This window comes from Simplicispira sp. 125, from assembly GCF_003096555.1.
Classification (GTDB): Bacteria; Pseudomonadota; Gammaproteobacteria; order Burkholderiales; family Burkholderiaceae_C; genus Simplicispira.
Genome location: NZ_QEKM01000001.1, coordinates 1,014,716 through 1,029,979 on the forward strand (window position 1 = coordinate 1,014,716; position 15,264 = coordinate 1,029,979).

General features: G+C 63.0%; 12 protein-coding genes, 2 pseudogenes and 1 riboswitch. Of the genes and pseudogenes, 9 read left to right on the forward strand and 5 right to left on the reverse strand.

From position 1 onward, the window contains the following. Positions 1–482: 482 nt before the first annotated feature. From C8D04_RS04635 to C8D04_RS04650, 4 genes are all read left to right on the forward strand, one after another. Entirely contained in the window at positions 483–2,321 is a 1,839-nt protein-coding gene (locus tag C8D04_RS04635; protein ID WP_116003806.1) for an acyl-CoA dehydrogenase, read from the forward strand. 241 nt (positions 2,322–2,562) lie between these two features. Continuing rightward, a complete protein-coding gene (locus tag C8D04_RS04640; protein WP_116003807.1) occupies positions 2,563–3,354 on the forward strand; it encodes an SDR family oxidoreductase in 792 nt (263 codons plus the stop codon). Between the two features lie 5 nt (positions 3,355–3,359). After that, a complete protein-coding gene (locus tag C8D04_RS04645; RefSeq protein ID WP_116003808.1) occupies positions 3,360–3,812 on the forward strand; it encodes a PaaI family thioesterase in 453 nt (150 codons plus the stop codon). Positions 3,813–3,921: 109 nt separating this feature from the next. Beyond that, positions 3,922–4,938, forward strand: coding sequence for an NADP-dependent oxidoreductase (locus tag C8D04_RS04650; protein ID WP_116003809.1), 1,017 nt, complete (start codon positions 3,922–3,924; stop codon positions 4,936–4,938). A gap of 34 nt (positions 4,939–4,972) precedes the next feature. Here the strand turns inward: C8D04_RS04650 and C8D04_RS04655 are convergent. After that, positions 4,973–5,089 (reverse strand): annotated as a pseudogene (locus C8D04_RS04655) (IS110 family transposase); the annotation flags it as partial. A gap of 168 nt (positions 5,090–5,257) precedes the next feature. Here C8D04_RS04655 and C8D04_RS04660 point away from each other — a divergent pair. The 4 genes from C8D04_RS04660 to C8D04_RS04675 all read left to right on the forward strand — a co-directional run bounded on the left by C8D04_RS04660 (position 5,258) and on the right by C8D04_RS04675 (position 8,409). After that, entirely contained in the window at positions 5,258–5,734 is a 477-nt protein-coding gene (locus tag C8D04_RS04660; protein ID WP_116003810.1) for a GNAT family N-acetyltransferase, read from the forward strand. Next, a complete protein-coding gene (locus C8D04_RS04665; RefSeq protein ID WP_116003811.1) occupies positions 5,731–6,669 on the forward strand; it encodes a glutathione S-transferase family protein in 939 nt (312 codons plus the stop codon). Before C8D04_RS04660 ends, C8D04_RS04665 begins: the two co-directional genes overlap by 4 nt. Positions 6,670–6,895: 226 nt before the next feature. Continuing rightward, positions 6,896–7,801, forward strand: a complete 906-nt coding sequence (locus C8D04_RS04670; RefSeq protein ID WP_116003812.1) for an SDR family oxidoreductase — start codon at positions 6,896–6,898, stop codon at positions 7,799–7,801. Between the two features lie 65 nt (positions 7,802–7,866). Then, positions 7,867–8,409: a methylated-DNA--[protein]-cysteine S-methyltransferase gene (locus tag C8D04_RS04675; RefSeq protein WP_116003813.1), complete on the forward strand. Its 543-nt coding sequence runs from the start codon at positions 7,867–7,869 to the stop codon at positions 8,407–8,409. Between the two features lie 224 nt (positions 8,410–8,633). Here C8D04_RS04675 and C8D04_RS04680 read toward each other — a convergent pair whose 3' ends face one another. Next, positions 8,634–9,212, reverse strand: a complete 579-nt coding sequence (locus tag C8D04_RS04680) for a TMEM165/GDT1 family protein (RefSeq protein WP_116003814.1) — start codon at positions 9,210–9,212, stop codon at positions 8,634–8,636. A gap of 129 nt (positions 9,213–9,341) precedes the next feature. Then, positions 9,342–9,488, reverse strand: a riboswitch (yybP-ykoY riboswitch). A gap of 188 nt (positions 9,489–9,676) precedes the next feature. Between C8D04_RS04680 and C8D04_RS04685 the strand changes: the two genes are divergently transcribed. After that, positions 9,677–12,835: an EAL domain-containing protein gene (locus C8D04_RS04685; RefSeq protein ID WP_158550281.1), complete on the forward strand. Its 3,159-nt coding sequence runs from the start codon at positions 9,677–9,679 to the stop codon at positions 12,833–12,835. A 6-nt stretch (positions 12,836–12,841) separates the two neighbouring features. Here the strand turns inward: C8D04_RS04685 and C8D04_RS04690 are convergent, their stop codons facing one another. The 3 genes and pseudogenes from C8D04_RS04690 to C8D04_RS04700 form a co-directional block, all read right to left on the reverse strand. Further along, positions 12,842–13,453 carry a DUF1566 domain-containing protein gene (locus C8D04_RS04690; RefSeq protein WP_116003816.1) on the reverse strand — a complete coding sequence of 204 codons (612 nt, stop codon included), beginning with the start codon at positions 13,451–13,453 and terminating at the stop codon, positions 12,842–12,844. 252 nt (positions 13,454–13,705) lie between these two features. After that, positions 13,706–14,689: a hypothetical protein gene (locus C8D04_RS04695; RefSeq protein ID WP_233521109.1), complete on the reverse strand. Its 984-nt coding sequence runs from the start codon at positions 14,687–14,689 to the stop codon at positions 13,706–13,708. Positions 14,690–14,963: 274 nt separating this feature from the next. Next, positions 14,964–15,128 (reverse strand): annotated as a pseudogene (locus C8D04_RS04700) (IS1380 family transposase); the annotation flags it as partial. Between the last annotated feature and the right edge of the window lie 136 nt (positions 15,129–15,264).

A 15,264-nucleotide genomic window follows, 5' to 3' on the forward strand; every position in this document is an offset into this window, starting at 1 on the left:
GCTTTTCTGGCGGGCGCTGGAGGCTAAAAATGCTGGTGATCTACTGATGTGCAGGCACCAGTTGCCACGGCATGAATGACAACCGCCGTGGGGCTCTATGAGCGCTAGCGCACAGAGCAACTGCAGCGCAGCCGATAAGGTGGAGTTGCGGGTCGGCGCCTCTTGAGCGCTGCACCGCCGCCCATCCCATTCACGCGAAGGAAACCCCTATGAACAGCATCATTTACATCGTCGGCCTGGTTGTTATCGTGCTTTTCGTCCTGTCCTTTTTCGGCCTGCGCTGAGGCATCGACAGGCTGGCCTCAGCCCGGTGGGATACCGGCTGAAAAACATCGCCTAGTTGGCGGGATGGCAACCGTCCAACTTCTGGGGGTCAGTTCAAACCCGGGGCGATTCACCGGACCGCTCACAGGCGGCAGCATCCCCCAGCCGCGTCGCGCAGCTGACATGCCTGACCGGGTGCCCCACCCATAATTTGCGGCATGACGACCTCCCTCCGCTCCACCCTTGATTTCCTGCTCTACAACTGGCTCCAAGCCGAATCGCTCAGTGCGCGCGAGCGCTTTGCCGACCATTCGCGCGAGACGTTTGATGCCGTGCTCGACACCTGCGAGCGCATCGCGCGCGAGAAGTACGCGCCGTTCAATCGCACGGTGGACACGCAGGAGCCGCATTTCGACGGCGAAAAAGTGATCCTGCCGCAGGCGACCAAGGATGCGTACGACGCCTACGCCGCCTCGGGCATGCTCAGCGCGGCGCAGGATTACGACATTGGCGGCATGCAGCTGCCCTACACGGTGGACGCGGCGGCCAATGCCTTTTTTGCCGTGGCGTCGATCAGCATCAGCTCCAGCCTGCTGAGTGCGGGCAATGCCAATCTGCTGATGGTGCACGGCACCGATGTGCAGAAGAAGGTGTTCGCGCTCAACGAGTTCTCGGGGCGCTTCTCGGGCACCATGTGCCTGAGCGAGCCGCAGGCGGGCTCATCGCTCAGCGACGTCGCTACACGCGCCGTGCCCGATGGAGCCGGTTTCGAGGCTGACCCGCTGGGCGCGCGCTACCGGTTGACCGGCAACAAGATGTGGATTTCCTCCGGTGAGCACGAGCTGTCAGAGAACATCGTCCACCTTGTGCTGGCCAAGATTCCCGACGAACACGGCAAGCTGGTGCCCGGCACGCGCGGCATCTCGCTGTTCATCGTGCCGAAGAAGCTGGTCGATTTGGAGGGCAACCTCACGGGTGTGCGCAACGACGTGGCCCTGGCCGGCCTGAACCACAAACTGGGCTGGCGCGGCACCACCAACACGCTGCTCAACTTTGGCGAGGGCAAGTACCCGGTGAACGGCCAACCCGGTGCCGTGGGCTACCTGGTCGGCCAGCCCGGCAAGGGCCTGGCCTGCATGTTCCACATGATGAACGAGGCGCGCATCGGCATCGGCATGGCTGCCACCATGCTGGGCCTGGCGGGTTATTACGCCAGCCTCGACTACGCCAAAAACCGTCCCCAGGGCCGACCCCTGGGGCAGGGCGGCAAGGATGCTGCGCAGCCCCAGGTGCGCATCATCGAGCACGCCGACGTCAAGCGCATGCTGCTGGCGCAAAAGAGTTATGGCGAGGGCGCGCTGGCGCTCAACCTGTTCTGCGCCCGCCTGGTGGACGAGCAGCATACCGGTGCGCCCGACGCCGCCGACGAGGCGCGCCTGCTGCTCGAAGTGCTCACGCCCATCGCCAAGAGCTGGCCGAGCGAGTTCTGCCTGGAGGCCAACTCGCTGGCCATCCAGATCCACGGCGGCTACGGCTATACGCGCGACTTTCCGGTGGAGCAGTACTGGCGCGACAACCGCCTGAACATGATCCACGAGGGCACGCACGGCATCCAGGCGGCCGACCTGCTGGGCCGCAAGGTGCTGATGGAAAACGGCCGGGGCATGCAATTGCTGGCCGGGCGCATGCAGGCCACCATGGCGCAGGCCGCTGCCGTGCCTGAACTGGCAGGGTATGCGGCTGCGCTGGGCGACGCCTTGCAGCAGGTGGGCAGCGCCACGCAGGCCGCCTGGGCCACCAGTAACCCCACCGAAGCGCTGGCGAACGCCGTGCCCTACATGCAGGCTTTTGGCCATACCGTGCTGGCCTGGACCTGGCTCGACGTAGCCCTGGCTACGTTGCGCTCGGATGCTACGCTTTCAATAGCTGCCAGCGCAGGAAGAATGGGCGCTGCACGTTATTTTTACCATTACGAATTACCGAAAATCGGCGCCTGGCTGCAGGTAGTGAGTCGCCGCGACGCCACCTGCGCCAACCTGCCTGAAGATGCTTTTTGAGCTGCAGCAGTGCGCAGGGATTGGTGTCCCCCACGGCTTGAAGCCGCGATGTGGGCAGCGCAGTGGCCCAAGGCAGGTTTGAATACCATGCCCTGTGCACCGGCCTGTGTGCCGTTGCCGTGCTGGGCGTACCAATCGCGCAGGCGACAGGTTTTGCAGTAACGGCATCGCACAATCTTTTTTTATGCCGGGCAACCGCTGTGGTCTGACCCGGCTTATTCAACCTTCAGGAGACAACAACATGACCCGTACCATCCAGCAATTGTTCGACCTCAAGGGCAAAACTGCACTCGTCACCGGTGGATCGCGCGGCCTGGGCCTGCAAATGGCGCATGCGCTGGGCGAGGCCGGAGCCAAAATCATGCTCAGTTCGCGCAAGGCTGCGGACCTGGAAGCGGCCACCGCCGAACTGCAGGCCGCGGGCATTGATGCCCGCTGGATTGCGGCGGACTGCGCCCAAGAGGCTGAAATCCACCGCCTGGCCCGCGAGACGATGGAGCGCATGGGCAACATCGACATCCTGGTCAACAACGCTGGCGCCACCTGGGGCGCACCGGCCGAAGACCACCCGCTGGACGCCTGGGACAAGGTCATGAACCTGAACGTACGCGGCTACTTCTTGCTGAGCCAGTACGTGGCCAAGCACAGCATGATCGGGCAGCGCAGCGGCAGCATCATCAACGTGGCCTCGATTGCTGGTTTGGGCGGCAACCCCCAAGGCATGAACACCATTGCCTACAACACCTCCAAGGCGGCGGTGATCAACTTCACGCGCACGCTGGCAGGGGAATGGGGCAAGTACGGCATCCGCGTCAACGCCATCTGCCCGGGTTTCTTCCCGAGCAAGATGACTGCAGGCTTGCTCAAGACCCTGGGTGAAGAAAACCTGACGGCCCATGCCCCTCTGGGGCGCCTGGGCGATGATGAAGACCTCAAGGGCCTGTGCGCGTTGTTTGCTTCGGATGCAGGCAAGCACATCACCGGCCAGCACCTGGCCGTGGATGGCGGCGTGAGCGCACTGGTCGGGGGCTGACCAGCATGGCCACGGCCGCCGAGTCCAGCCTGGGGTTTGGCGTTGAAATCCCTTTCGTCAACCTGCTGGGTTTCGAACTGGTGTGCATGCAGGACGGTGCATCCGAGCTGCACTACGAAGCGCGGCCTGAGCACCTCAACTCGTTTGGCGTGACGCATGGCGGCGCCTCGATGACGCTGCTCGACGTGACCATGGCCACGGCAGCGCGCAGCGTGGCACCCGAGCTGGGTGTGGTCACCATCGAGATGAAGACCAGCTTCATGCAAGCCGCGCAGGGCCCCTTGGTGGCCAAGGGGCGTTTGATCCACCGCACGGCCACCATGGCCTTCACCGAAGCCACGGTCTTCGACGCCAAAGGGCGGCCGTGCACCCACGCCATCGGCACCTTCAAGTACGTGCGGCGCCTGCCGGTCGGGCCGGGCAGCGTGAACGAGCTGCGCGCCATTGCCACCGATTGACCTTGCCGTCGCCCACGGTATCTATTTCAGGTCAAATTGGCATCTAACGCTTGATGGTATTGCGCAGGCAGCTATCAAATTTATAGTAATCATTTTCAGGAGTACTTCCATGCCCCGCAATCAACAGATTCTTCTCGACAACCGCCCACAGGGCGAAGCCGTGGCGAGCAACTTCAAACTGGTCGCCACCGATACCCCCACGCTGCAGGACGGCCAGGTCCTGGTGCGCAACCATTATTTGAGCCTGGACCCCTACATGCGCGGCCGCATGAACGATGCCAAGAGCTACGCCCAGCCCCAACCGCTGGGTGAAGTCATGCAGGGCGGCACGGCAGGCGAAGTGGTCGAGAGCCGCAGCCCCAAGTTCGCCGTGGGCGACAAAGTGGTGGGTTTTGGCGGCTGGCAGGAGTACAGCGTAGTGGACGCCAGCCAACCCGGCTCCTTGAAAAAGGTGGACACCACGCACGTGCCGCTGTCGCACTATCTGGGCGCCGTCGGCATGCCCGGCGTGACGGCCTGGTATGGCCTGGTGAAGATCATTGCGCCGAAAGAGGGCGATACCGTGGTGGTCAGCGCTGCCACCGGCGCGGTGGGCAGCGCCTTTGCCGCCCTGGCCAAGGCGCGCGGCTGCCGCGTGGTGGGCATTGCCGGTGGCCCCGACAAATGCAAATACGCCGTAGACGAACTGCACTTTGACGCCTGCATCGACTACAAGGAACACAGCGACGGCAAGGCCATGGGCAAAGCGCTCAAGGAAGCCTGCCCCAAGGGCATTGACGGTTACTTTGAAAACGTGGGCGGCTGGATCATGGACGCGGTGATGCTGCGCATGAACGCCTTTGGCCGCATCGCGCTGTGCGGCATGATCGCCGGCTACGACGGCGCGCCCCTGCCCATGGCAAACCCGGCGCTCATCCTGGTGAACCGCCTGAAGATCGAAGGCTTCATCGTCAGCGAGCACATGGAAGTCTGGCCCGAGGCGCTGACCGAGCTGGGCACGCTGGTGGCCACCGGCAAGCTGCGCCCGCGCGAGAGCGTGGCCGAAGGCATTGCCGCAGCGCCCGAGGCGTTCCTTGGCCTGCTCAAGGGGAAGAACTTCGGCAAGCAGGTCGTCAAGTTGGTATGAACATGAACAACCCCCTGAGTAACCGTCTTCAAAGTCAAGTCCTATGAAGCGAAGCATCCCAAGGTTTGCCTGTTCTGACCATGGCGTTGAGCATGGTCAGCAGCTTGCGCATGCACGCGACCAAGGCCACCTTGGGCAGCTTGCCTGCGGCCCTCAGCCCCTTCTCTCGGTTATCGCCGGGAAGGGGGACGAGGCCAGCGCCCGGAGTGCAGACGACATTTCCATGTCGTGGCGGCCCTTGCGCGGCGTCCCTGGTATGGGTCGTGCCAGATTCGCAGGGCGTGAATTGATCTGCAGCGCAGCGTAGTGGAGCATTGCAATGACGTTGAGCTGGACCTGCAAGCGCTTTGATGACCTGGGCGTGCACGCCCTGCACGATGCGCTGGCCTTGCGGTGCCGGGTGTTCATTCTTGAGCAAGGCCCGTACCAGGACCCGGATACCGCCGACAAGCAGGCCTGGCACCTGCTGGGCTACAACGCTGCGGGCCAGCTCCAGGCCTGCCTGCGCGTGGTAGACCCTGGCGTCAAGTTTGCCGAGCCCTCCCTTGGCCGCGTGGTGACAGCGCCCGAGGCCCGTGGCCTGGGCCTGGGCCGTGTGTTGATGTCCGAGGGCCTGGCGTGCTGCGCCAAAGCGTGGCCGGGCAGGGCGGTGCGCATCAGCGCACAGGCGCATCTGCACGATTTTTATGCGGCGCTCGGTTTTGCGCCGGTGGGCGCGCCCTACCTGGAAGACGCCATTCCCCACATTGAAATGCTGCGCCCCGCAGAGCCAGCCCTTGCCAAGGAGACACCATGAGCACAGAACTCATCCTGCACCACTACCCCGCGTCGCCATTTGCCGAAAAAATCCGCATGGTGCTGGGCTTCAAGCAACTGCCCTGGAAGTCCGTCATCATCCCCAGCGTCATGCCCAAGCCCGATGTGGTGGCGCTGACGGGCGGCTACCGGCGCACGCCCATCCTGCAGATCGGCGCCGACATTTACTGCGATACCAGCCTGATCTGCGAGGTGCTGGACCACAAGCAGCCCGAGCCCGTGCTGTATCCGCCGCACTTGAAGGGCGTCTCCCGCGTGTTCGCCCAGTGGGCCGACAGCACCCTGTTCTGGACGGCCATGGCCTACAACATGCAGCCCAAGGGCGTGGCCGCGCTGTTCGCCAAGCTGCCGCCCGAGGCCGGGGCGGCCTTTGCCGAAGACCGCAAGGCCATGAGCGTGAACATGACGCGCCTGCGCACGCAGGACGCCGCGCCCGCCTACCGCTCCTACCTGCGGCGCATCGCGCACATGGTCGAAGAGCACGACTTTTTGTTTGGCATTGCGCCCTGTGTGGCCGACTTTGCCGCCTACCACCCGTTGTGGTTTACGCGCGTGTGCACGCCGTCGGTGGCCGATGTGTTCGACCATGTACCCGCCGTGCTCGAATGGATGGATCGCATGGCCGCACTGGGCCATGGCCGCATGGAGCGGTTCACCGCCCAAGATGCCATCACTGTGGCCGCTGGTGCCGAGCCGTTGCCGCACATGAGTGATGTGTTCCAGGACGAACATGGCATTGCCCTGGGCAGCGAAGTCACCGTGGCGCCCGAGAGCTTTGGCCCCGAGGCCACGCAGGGCACGCTGGTGGCCGCCACCCGCACGCGCTATATCCTGCGCCGCGAGGACCCGCGTGCAGGCACCGTCAATGTGCATTTTCCCCGCATTGGTTATGTACTAAAGAAGGCAACCTCCTGAGATACGCCGCTCCGTGCAGCCGCCTGACGCGGCAGCTCTTTGAGGCCGTCCAAGCCTGCGCAGGCAGGCTTGGAGCCGCGGCTCTCAGCCCCTTCTCTCGGCTACGCCAGGAAGGGAGACACCGCCGACGCAGCGGGGCAGCCCTTGCGCAGCGGTCGCTGGCCTGGGCGGCGCCCGTTTCAAGTACGACGCCCTGAATCATCAACAACTGAAGGAGACACACCACATGATCGAAAATTTTGCAGGCAAGACCGCGGTTCTGACGGGAGCGGGTTCTGGCTTTGGGCTGGAATGCGCGCGCATTGGCGCCCGTTTGGGCATGAACCTGGTGCTGGTCGATGTGCAGCAGGACGCGCTGGACGCCGCCACCGCTGAGATGCAGGCCGCAGGGGCCCAGGTGCTGGCACGCAAGGTCGATGTGTCGAACGCTGCGCAGATGGAGCAGCTCGCACTGGATGTGCAGGAGCGCTTTGGCGCGCCGCACCTGGTGTTCAACAACGCTGGCGTGGGTGCCGGCGGCCTGGTGTGGGAAAACTCGGTGAGGGACTGGGAATGGGTGCTGGGCGTCAACCTCATGGGTGTGGTGCATGGTGTGCGCCTGTTCACCCCCATGATGCTCGACGCTGCCGCCAAAGACCCGGCCTGGCGTGGCCACATCGTCAACACGGCCAGCATGGCCGGTTTGCTGGCGCCGCCCAACATGGGTATCTACAACGTGAGCAAGCACGCCGTCGTCAGTCTGAGCGAAACGCTGTACCAGGATCTCTCGCTGGTCACGGACCAGGTCAGCGCCAGCGTGCTCTGCCCCTATTTTGTGGCCACGGGCATCAACGACAGCCATCGCAACCGACCGGATGCCTTGCAGTCGGGCAAGCCCACCAAGAGCCAGCTCATCGGCCAGGCCATGATTGGCAAGGCGGTCAGTTCGGGCAAGGTGACCGCCGCCGAGGTGGCGCAAAAGGTGTTCGATGCCGTGGGTGCGGGCCAGTTCTATATCTACAGCCACCCCAAAGCCATCGGCGCCGTGCAGACGCGCATGGAAGACATCCTGCAGGCGCGCAACCCCACCGACCCCTTTGCCGACAAGCCCGAGTTGGGCGTGCAGTTGCGTGCACAGTTGCGTGCCAACTGAAATATGGGTAAAAATAGCTGCTAACGCTTATGGAATAAGCGTTAGCAGCTATTGAAAACATAGTAATGAGCACGTTGGCAGGCCATGCTTTGTTCGAAACCGCCATAGGCGTTTGCGGCATCGCCTGGGCGCCACGCGGCATTGCTGCGGTGCAGTTGCCCGAGCAGGACGCAGCAGGCACCCGTGCGCGCCTGCTGCGCTATGCCGGCCCCTTGCCAGAAGCAGCCCCCCCGCCCGAGGTGCGCGCCGCCATGGCCCAGATTGCGGCCCTGCTGGCAGGTGAGCCGCACGACCTGAGTTCCCTGGTGCTGGACATGGGCGGCCTCACCGACTTCCAGCGCCGTGTGTACGCCATCACCTGCCGCATCCCCCCAGGCCAGACACGCACCTATGGCGAGATTGCCGCCGAGCTGGGCGACAGACACCTCGCCCGCGCGGTGGGACAGGCGCTGGGTTTTAACCCCTTTGCGCCGGTGGTGCCCTGCCACCGCGTGCTGGCAGCGGGGCAACGGCCAGGCGGTTTTTCTGCGCACGGCGGCGCAGCCACCAAGCTGCGCATGCTGGCCACTGAAGCTGCTTTTGCTGCGCAGGACGGGCAGCTTTTTTAAAACGCCTTTGCACGGGGCGTGGCAATTTTTCCCCTGTTCCTCCCTTGCGCAACGCATGCCAGCGTTTCCCATGGGACGGCTGTCGGCCCCAAAGAGGCTGGAGGCCGCCCAGGCGTGTGTTTTATTCTGTTTCCCAATCATCCGTGTCTCGGCGCGAAGCCTACGATCAGTGCCGTAGCACGGCAAGGCGAAGCAACAACGACAAGGATGGTTTAGAAATGGAACTAGAACCCCAGCTTTGATCCCGCCCCGAGCAGGGTCACGATCCCAAGGAGCGCAAAAATCGCGGCGGCTATCGTATGCACCAGCTTCATCGGGATTTTTGACGCGAGCTTGTCGCCGACGAACACGGCAGGCACATCGGCAATCAGCATCCCGAGGGTGGTGCCGATCACCACCATCACAGGTGCCGCGTAATGTGCGGCCAGAGCGACCGTGGCGATCTGTGTCTTGTCGCCCATTTCGGCCAGAAAGAAGGTGATCAAGGTGGCGCCGAACACGCCAAACCTTTGGGCGATCTGTGCTTCCTCGTCTTCAATTTTGTCCGGAATCATGGTCCAGGCGGCCATGCCGATGAACGACAGGCCCAAAGCCCAGCGCATGATCTCGGGACTGACCACTGCAGTGATCCAGGCCCCGAGAGCACCCGCGAGGCCATGATTGACCACGGTAGCAGCCAGGATGCCGAGGATGATTGGGACAGGCTTTTTGAAGCGGGCTGCGAGGATGAAGGCGAGGAGTTGGGTTTTGTCGCCAATTTCAGCAAGGGCGACCACTCCGGTCGAGACAAGGAGGGATTCCATCAATGTTTCCAGGCCGGTTTACAGACGATTGACCACCACGCATCCCCGGCCAATCGGAGGCGTGGTGGTCAAAGGTCTTGCCAAGCGCATTCTGTTTCCAAATCATTCCTAGGCGCGGAGCCTACGATCAGTGTTGTAGCACGGCAAGGCCAAGCAACAACGACACGGATGGTTTGGAAATGGAATCAGAAACCGCTTACGCCATGACCGGTGGGTCAAGTATGTTGACGTAAGCCTCTTCGATGCGAAGAGAGGCTACTCCCCAATGACCCGGAAATTATAGCGGTGGCGGCCCGTCCATTGCAGAGCTGCGAGGGCGATACATCGACTGGGCGCAGATTCGCCTTTTGTCGTTGATCGAAGGGGTTGGCTTTGCTCCGGAAAAGAGCGTTGCGCCCTCATGTTGAAGTCTTGTCATCCGGTAAGGCAGCACCCCTACAATGGTTATTGCCCTGATTTTGACCATGCAACGGACTACCTCCACCTTTACCCGCCACCTCTGGTACACGCTGGCTGTGCTGCTGGCCATGGTGGCGGCATTTGGGGGTTATGTCGTTTCCGAGAAAGCCATCGATGCGGCCAACAGGCAACGTCTGCGCTCGCTGCACCTGGCAGACGAAATGCGCCGCTCGACCGACGACCTCACCCGCCTGGCACGCATGGCCGTGATGACCGGCGATGGCTTGTACCAGCGCCACTACGAATCCTTGCTGGAGATTCGTGAGGGGCGCAAGCCAAGGCCCCCGCGCGACCGCGTGGTCTCCTTCGATGTGCCCTCCGATGTGGATTTGTCGGCACCGCCCGGCGTTGCGGTGGCCTTGCTGGATCTGATGCGCGATGCTGGCTTTACCGAGCAGGAATTTTCCCTGCTGGCCCAGGCTAAATCGCTCTCCGACCAACTGAGCCGCACCGAGCACGAAGCCATGCAGTTGCGGCAGGACCAGGGCAGTAATGCCGAGGCCAGCCATGCGCGGGCCCGCGCCATGCTGCACGATGCGGCTTACCTCTCGGCCAAGGCGGCCATTATGGCGCCGATTGAAGAATTCCACGCCCTGGTGATGGAGCGCACCTTGGCCGCCGTGGCGCGGGCCGAGCGCAATGCCCTGGCCATGCGGTGGATCTTCATCGGTCTGGGCCTTGCTCTGGCGTTCATGCTCTACCGTACCTCAAAGGCTCTGCGCAGCGTCATGGGTGGGTCGGTCGATGAGGTGCAGGCGCAGATCACCCGCCTGGGCAAGGGTGATTTCAGCGGATCGCTGGTGCTGGCGCACAGTGCGAGCGGCAGCGTGATGGCGCGGCTGGCGCAATCGCAGGCGCAACTTCAGGCAATGGAGAGCGAGCGCATCCGCACACAATCTGAATTGGAGAACAATGCAGCGCGCTTGAAAGAAGCCCAGCGGCTGGCCGTTCTGGGCCATTGGGAGCTGGATCTGGCAACCCGCCAGCTGGCGTGGTCGGATGAAACCTACGCGATTTTCGAGCTCGACCCCACGCAGCCGCCGTCTTATGAGGTTTTTCTCGGCGTCATTCATCCCGACGACCGCGACAGCGTCAGCAAAACGTATTCCGAATCCGTGCAGCGCCGGGAGCCCTACCACATCACCCATCGCCTGCTGATGCCTGATGGCCGGATCAAGCATGTCCATGAGCGGGGCGAAACGCATTACAACGCAGCGGGCCAGCCTCTGCGCTCCCTTGGTACGGTGCAGGACGTTACCGTGAGCCTGCAAGGCAAACTGGCTCTGGAGCGTGCCAACCGGGATTTGCGCCTGCTGAGTGACTGCAACACAGCTTTGGTGCATGCCGAGGAGGAGCACAGCCTGCTGGCGGAAGTCTGCCGCCTGTGCGTGGAGCGGGGCGGTTATCTCATGGCATGGGTGGGTTATGCCGTGCACGATGCGGCGCACTCCGTGCAGGTGATGGCCCAATCGGGGGACCACGATGGCTATCTTCACAACCTGCCCGTCACCTGGGCCGATGAACCGCACGGCCGTGGGCCTGTGGGCACCGCCATTCGCACGGGCCTGCCGTGCGCCATCGATCACATCAAGAGCGATCCGCGCATGGCCCTGTGGCGCGAGCAGACGGACCAGCGCAGCATGCGCTCGTGTGCGGCCCTGCCGCTGGTCTGCAATGCCGATGTCATCGGTTCGCTGGCACTGTATTCGGCGGAGGAGGACTGTTTTGATTCCGATGAACTGCGCCTGTTGATGGAGTTGGCCTCCGATCTGGCGTATGGCATTGCCACTTTACGCACCCGCAGCGAGCATGCCCAGACCAAGGCGCGATTGGAGTTCTTGTCCAACTTCGACCCACTGACCCATTTGCCCAACCGCTTGTTGCTGCGGGACCGCTTTGAGCATGCTGCGCGGGTGGCTCAAGGCAACCCGCGCCGGATTGGCATGCTGTACATCGATCTGGACCATTTCAAACAGATCAACGACAGCCTGGGCTATGCCGTGGGTGATCAGGTGATCGTGAAGGTGGTCGAGCGGCTGCAGCAGTGCGTTCCTGTATCCGCCACTGTCAGCCGCATGAGCGGTGATGAGTTCGTGGTGCTGCTGGCGGGCCTCTTTGATGCTCCAGCCTTGGCAGGCGTAGGCAATGCGATCCGTGATGTGTTGACCGAGCCGATTCAGATCAATGGCCGTCCGCTCAATGTTTCGTGCTCCGTGGGCATCGGCCTGTATCCGGCCGATGGCGATGATTTCGAAACCCTGCTCAAACATACCCATGCGGCCGTGGCCAGCGCCAAGGAAGCCGGTCGCAACGCTTGCCGTTTCTTCTCGCACGAAATGAACGATGGCATGCTGGAGCAGATTCACCTGACCGGCGGCCTGGCCAATGCCTTGCGCCAGGGCGAATTTTTGCTGCACTACCAGCCACAGATCGATCTGGCCAGTGGCCGCATTGTTGGAGTGGAGGCCCTGGTGCGCTGGCAGCACCCCACCGATGGCCTGCTGCCGCCTGGCAAGTTCATCGGCCTGGCCGAGCGCAGTGGGCACATCGTGCCGTTGGGCGAGTGGGTTCTGCACGAGGCCTGCCGCCAGGCCTGTCAATGGCAAGACCTGTTGCCCGAGCCGCCGGTGGTGAGCGTCAACCTTTCGGCCCTGCAATTCAAACGCGGCAACGTGCTGGAGATGGTGGCCGACGCCTTGGCCGCTTCGGGCCTGCAATCCGCCTACCTGGAGCTAGAGCTCACCGAATCCATTTTGCTGCAGGACGTGGAATCGACCATTCATACGCTGCAGGGCCTCAAGGCGATGGGGGTGAAGCTGTCTATCGACGACTTTGGAACGGGCTATTCCAGCCTGTCGTATCTCAAGCGGCTGGCCGTCGATACCCTCAAGATTGACCAGACCTTTGTGCGCGACATGCTGATGGGCACTGATGGTGCCTCGATCGTGCGGGCCATCATCCAGTTAGGGCACAACCTGCAATTGACCGTGATCGCCGAGGGCGTAGAAACCGTGGCGGAGTGTGATTTCCTGGAAAAATCAGGGTGCGATCAGGTGCAAGGCTACCTGTTCAGCCGCCCGGTGCCCGCCGACCAGATGGGGCGCCTGCTCCAGAGCGGAATCAAACGGCCCGGGGGCCCCATCCAGCCGGTGCACGATTTATAGGCACCCTCATTGATAGGGTCGCACCAGCCGAACGGGCAGGCGGCTGCTCTTGGCAACGTCGCCGCTGGCTTCGCCGGAGGACATGTCTACCGCCCAGCCATTGCGAAACGATCCCAGGTGGCTGGATGTGCCGCCCCCGCTGCCGTGCATCACACTGCCGTAGTTGTACGTATTGATGCTGCCCGTGTGCACACGGGTGGAGCTGGACCAATGCCAGGTGCCGGGCGCTGCAGGAAACAGCGCCAAGTCCACCCCTGCGGGTACAGCCCTTTTATTCACCAGATGGCGCAATTCATTGGCGCGGGGCAGGCGCCACGCAACGCCTTCGGCCTTGCTGCGGGCGGCGGCTGTGGCCATGGCCTCGGCCCGGTCGAACAGCAAGGGCAGGCCTTCGCAGGTCTTGCCGTTCCAGTGCGTGCCTTCAACACAGCGTGCCCAGGCCACTTTGGAGCGCTTGTCGATCACCAGGGTGCCGTCTTCTGAGAGCTGCATGCGCGCCGGGGCGGGCGCCGCGGTGACTGATGCTGCTGCCTGTTCTTGAGCCAAGGCGGCCGAAGCGAAACCGAGGGCTGCCAGGCAGGCAAGCCATGTGTGGCAGGTCGGTTGGATGAATTTCATGGCGGTGCTCCAGCAAGTAGGGGTGCGCCGCGCAAGGACGGCGATCCTGTTGTTCTGTGGACCGATGGTACCGGCGCAGCACGCTGTTGCAAGCCTGGTGGAAAGCCAGGGCGGTTGTGCCAGGCGCTCGTACTGCGCTTTTGCCGCATGTGGAGCGGTGGCATCACCGATCAAAGTCCGAATGCACTGGCGCTGATTGGTTCACCATCATGGATCAAGTGCTCGGTATGTCGGTCCTGTCCCTGCAGGCACTTAGGGGTTTTCGCCTTCACCGGGTGCTACGGCTGCGTGTTGCGCGGTGCGCCAGTGTTTGGGTAAAAAGTCATAGAGCGGAGTGGGGTCGCGCCCGAACAAAGGCGATCTGGCGGGCGATGTGCTCGGCAGCAAGGTGCCGTCTGGCCCAGTCTCCATCATTGCCAATTGTTGCATCCAGGCAATATCGATCCCTCCCTGGGGGCCGGGGCGTGAAGAGATCAGCTCCAGCATGTGCCGGGCTTCCCGGCTGCCATGGGCGGCCGCCAGTTGGTACAGGCGCATGGCTTCCGTAAAGTTGGCGGGGACTCCTTCACCCCGGTGGTACCTGCGGGCTTGCAGCCACCATGCGCTGGCCGTTTGGCTTCCTGCTCCGGGTGGTTTCTTGGCTAACTTTATGCGCTCGGTCAGCAGGCGTGCGTTGTTTGCGGCAGCGTCCGACTGTCGTGCGGCCGCCTGGAATTGCCGCAATGCCAGATCGAATCGCCCTGTTGCCAGGTTTTCAAGTCCCAGTTCGTTGAGTGCGTTGCTGTCGCCGGCCTGGGCTGCGCGCAGCAGCAAGTCGCGGAACCTGATGGGGGCGTTGGGCGGTGTCTGGTGCAGGGGGCCGGGCTGTGCAATCTCCAGCGCTGCGAGCTGAGTATTCAGTGCCCATTCCAGGTAAATCGCACGGCCGGGCGCCACTTTGCGCAACCGGTCGATCCAGGTGCGCGCCAGTTCGGGGTTGGGTGTGCCACCGCAGCCGTCCATCTGGCACCAGGCCAGACCAGCGGCGGCCAGAGGGTTGCCCAGAAGGTAGGCGCGTTCAAACCAGTGCTGTGCCTGCACCGGATCGAACGGCATGGCTTTGCCGTGCAGGGCAAGCAAGCCTAATAGCCAAGCGGCTTCTTTCGGTGAAGGCTCACTTGCTATGTCGGCCGGTGGCCTGCCTTTGCGACCTGGCGGCACTGGGGTGCTTTGGGCGGTGGAGCGCAGCTTTTCCATGGCTTTTTCCTGCGCCGAATCGTCTGAGACCGGCATTGGGGGGGGAGAACGCGCTCAGCAGGGAGCGGTCAACCGGCGGGTTCACCTGTGTGATCTGCGAGCGAACCTGGGCATGCGCTGTGCCCACGGCGAAGGCCAATGCCCCGCTGCACCACACAAGGGCGTGTGTAACTGGCGCATGGCCTGCGCAAAGATGTCGGCACTGGGCCAGTTGGAGTTGCTGCCCTGCTGGCCCTATTCCAGTCGCGTCATCACCCCGGCGCTCGTGCGCTGTCAACAGCGGGTTGCGCGGGACGGCAATGCAGCGTGCCGCCGCCTGCAGCAGGCCGAGCTTGCGGTCAGTGGCCCCCAGCAGCATCACCTCGCCATCGCTTGTCATGCTGCCGCCGTCAAAACAGCCCTCTACAACGCATCTGCCCAGTTTGCCAAATTCAATCATGTGCGGCTCCTCTTCTTCGGTACAGTTTGGCTTGGCGGTCCTGTGTTGTGGTTGGCGTCATTCCATTTCCAAATCACCCGTGTCGTTGTTGCTTTGCCTTGCCGTGCTGCAGCACTGTCTGCGGCTTCGTGCCTAG

What these genes read in the sequence shown, in the direction of transcription:
- C8D04_RS04675 (WP_116003813.1), top strand. Translation starts at nt 7,867, where the DNA reads ATGAGCACGTTGGCAGGCCATGCTTTGTTCGAAACCGCCATAGGCGTT.
- C8D04_RS04645 (WP_116003808.1), top strand. Translation starts at nt 3,360, where the DNA reads ATGGCCACGGCCGCCGAGTCCAGCCTGGGGTTTGGCGTTGAAATCCCT.
- C8D04_RS04665 (WP_116003811.1), top strand. Translation starts at nt 5,731, where the DNA reads ATGAGCACAGAACTCATCCTGCACCACTACCCCGCGTCGCCATTTGCC.
- C8D04_RS04690 (WP_116003816.1), bottom strand. Translation starts at nt 13,453, where the DNA reads ATGAAATTCATCCAACCGACCTGCCACACATGGCTTGCCTGCCTGGCA.
- C8D04_RS04635 (WP_116003806.1), top strand. Translation starts at nt 483, where the DNA reads ATGACGACCTCCCTCCGCTCCACCCTTGATTTCCTGCTCTACAACTGG.
- C8D04_RS04680 (WP_116003814.1), bottom strand. Translation starts at nt 9,212, where the DNA reads ATGGAATCCCTCCTTGTCTCGACCGGAGTGGTCGCCCTTGCTGAAATT.
- C8D04_RS04695 (WP_233521109.1), bottom strand. Translation starts at nt 14,689, where the DNA reads ATGGAAAAGCTGCGCTCCACCGCCCAAAGCACCCCAGTGCCGCCAGGT.
- C8D04_RS04640 (WP_116003807.1), top strand. Translation starts at nt 2,563, where the DNA reads ATGACCCGTACCATCCAGCAATTGTTCGACCTCAAGGGCAAAACTGCA.
- C8D04_RS04660 (WP_116003810.1), top strand. Translation starts at nt 5,258, where the DNA reads ATGACGTTGAGCTGGACCTGCAAGCGCTTTGATGACCTGGGCGTGCAC.
- C8D04_RS04650 (WP_116003809.1), top strand. Translation starts at nt 3,922, where the DNA reads ATGCCCCGCAATCAACAGATTCTTCTCGACAACCGCCCACAGGGCGAA.
- C8D04_RS04670 (WP_116003812.1), top strand. Translation starts at nt 6,896, where the DNA reads ATGATCGAAAATTTTGCAGGCAAGACCGCGGTTCTGACGGGAGCGGGT.
- C8D04_RS04685 (WP_158550281.1), top strand. Translation starts at nt 9,677, where the DNA reads ATGCAACGGACTACCTCCACCTTTACCCGCCACCTCTGGTACACGCTG.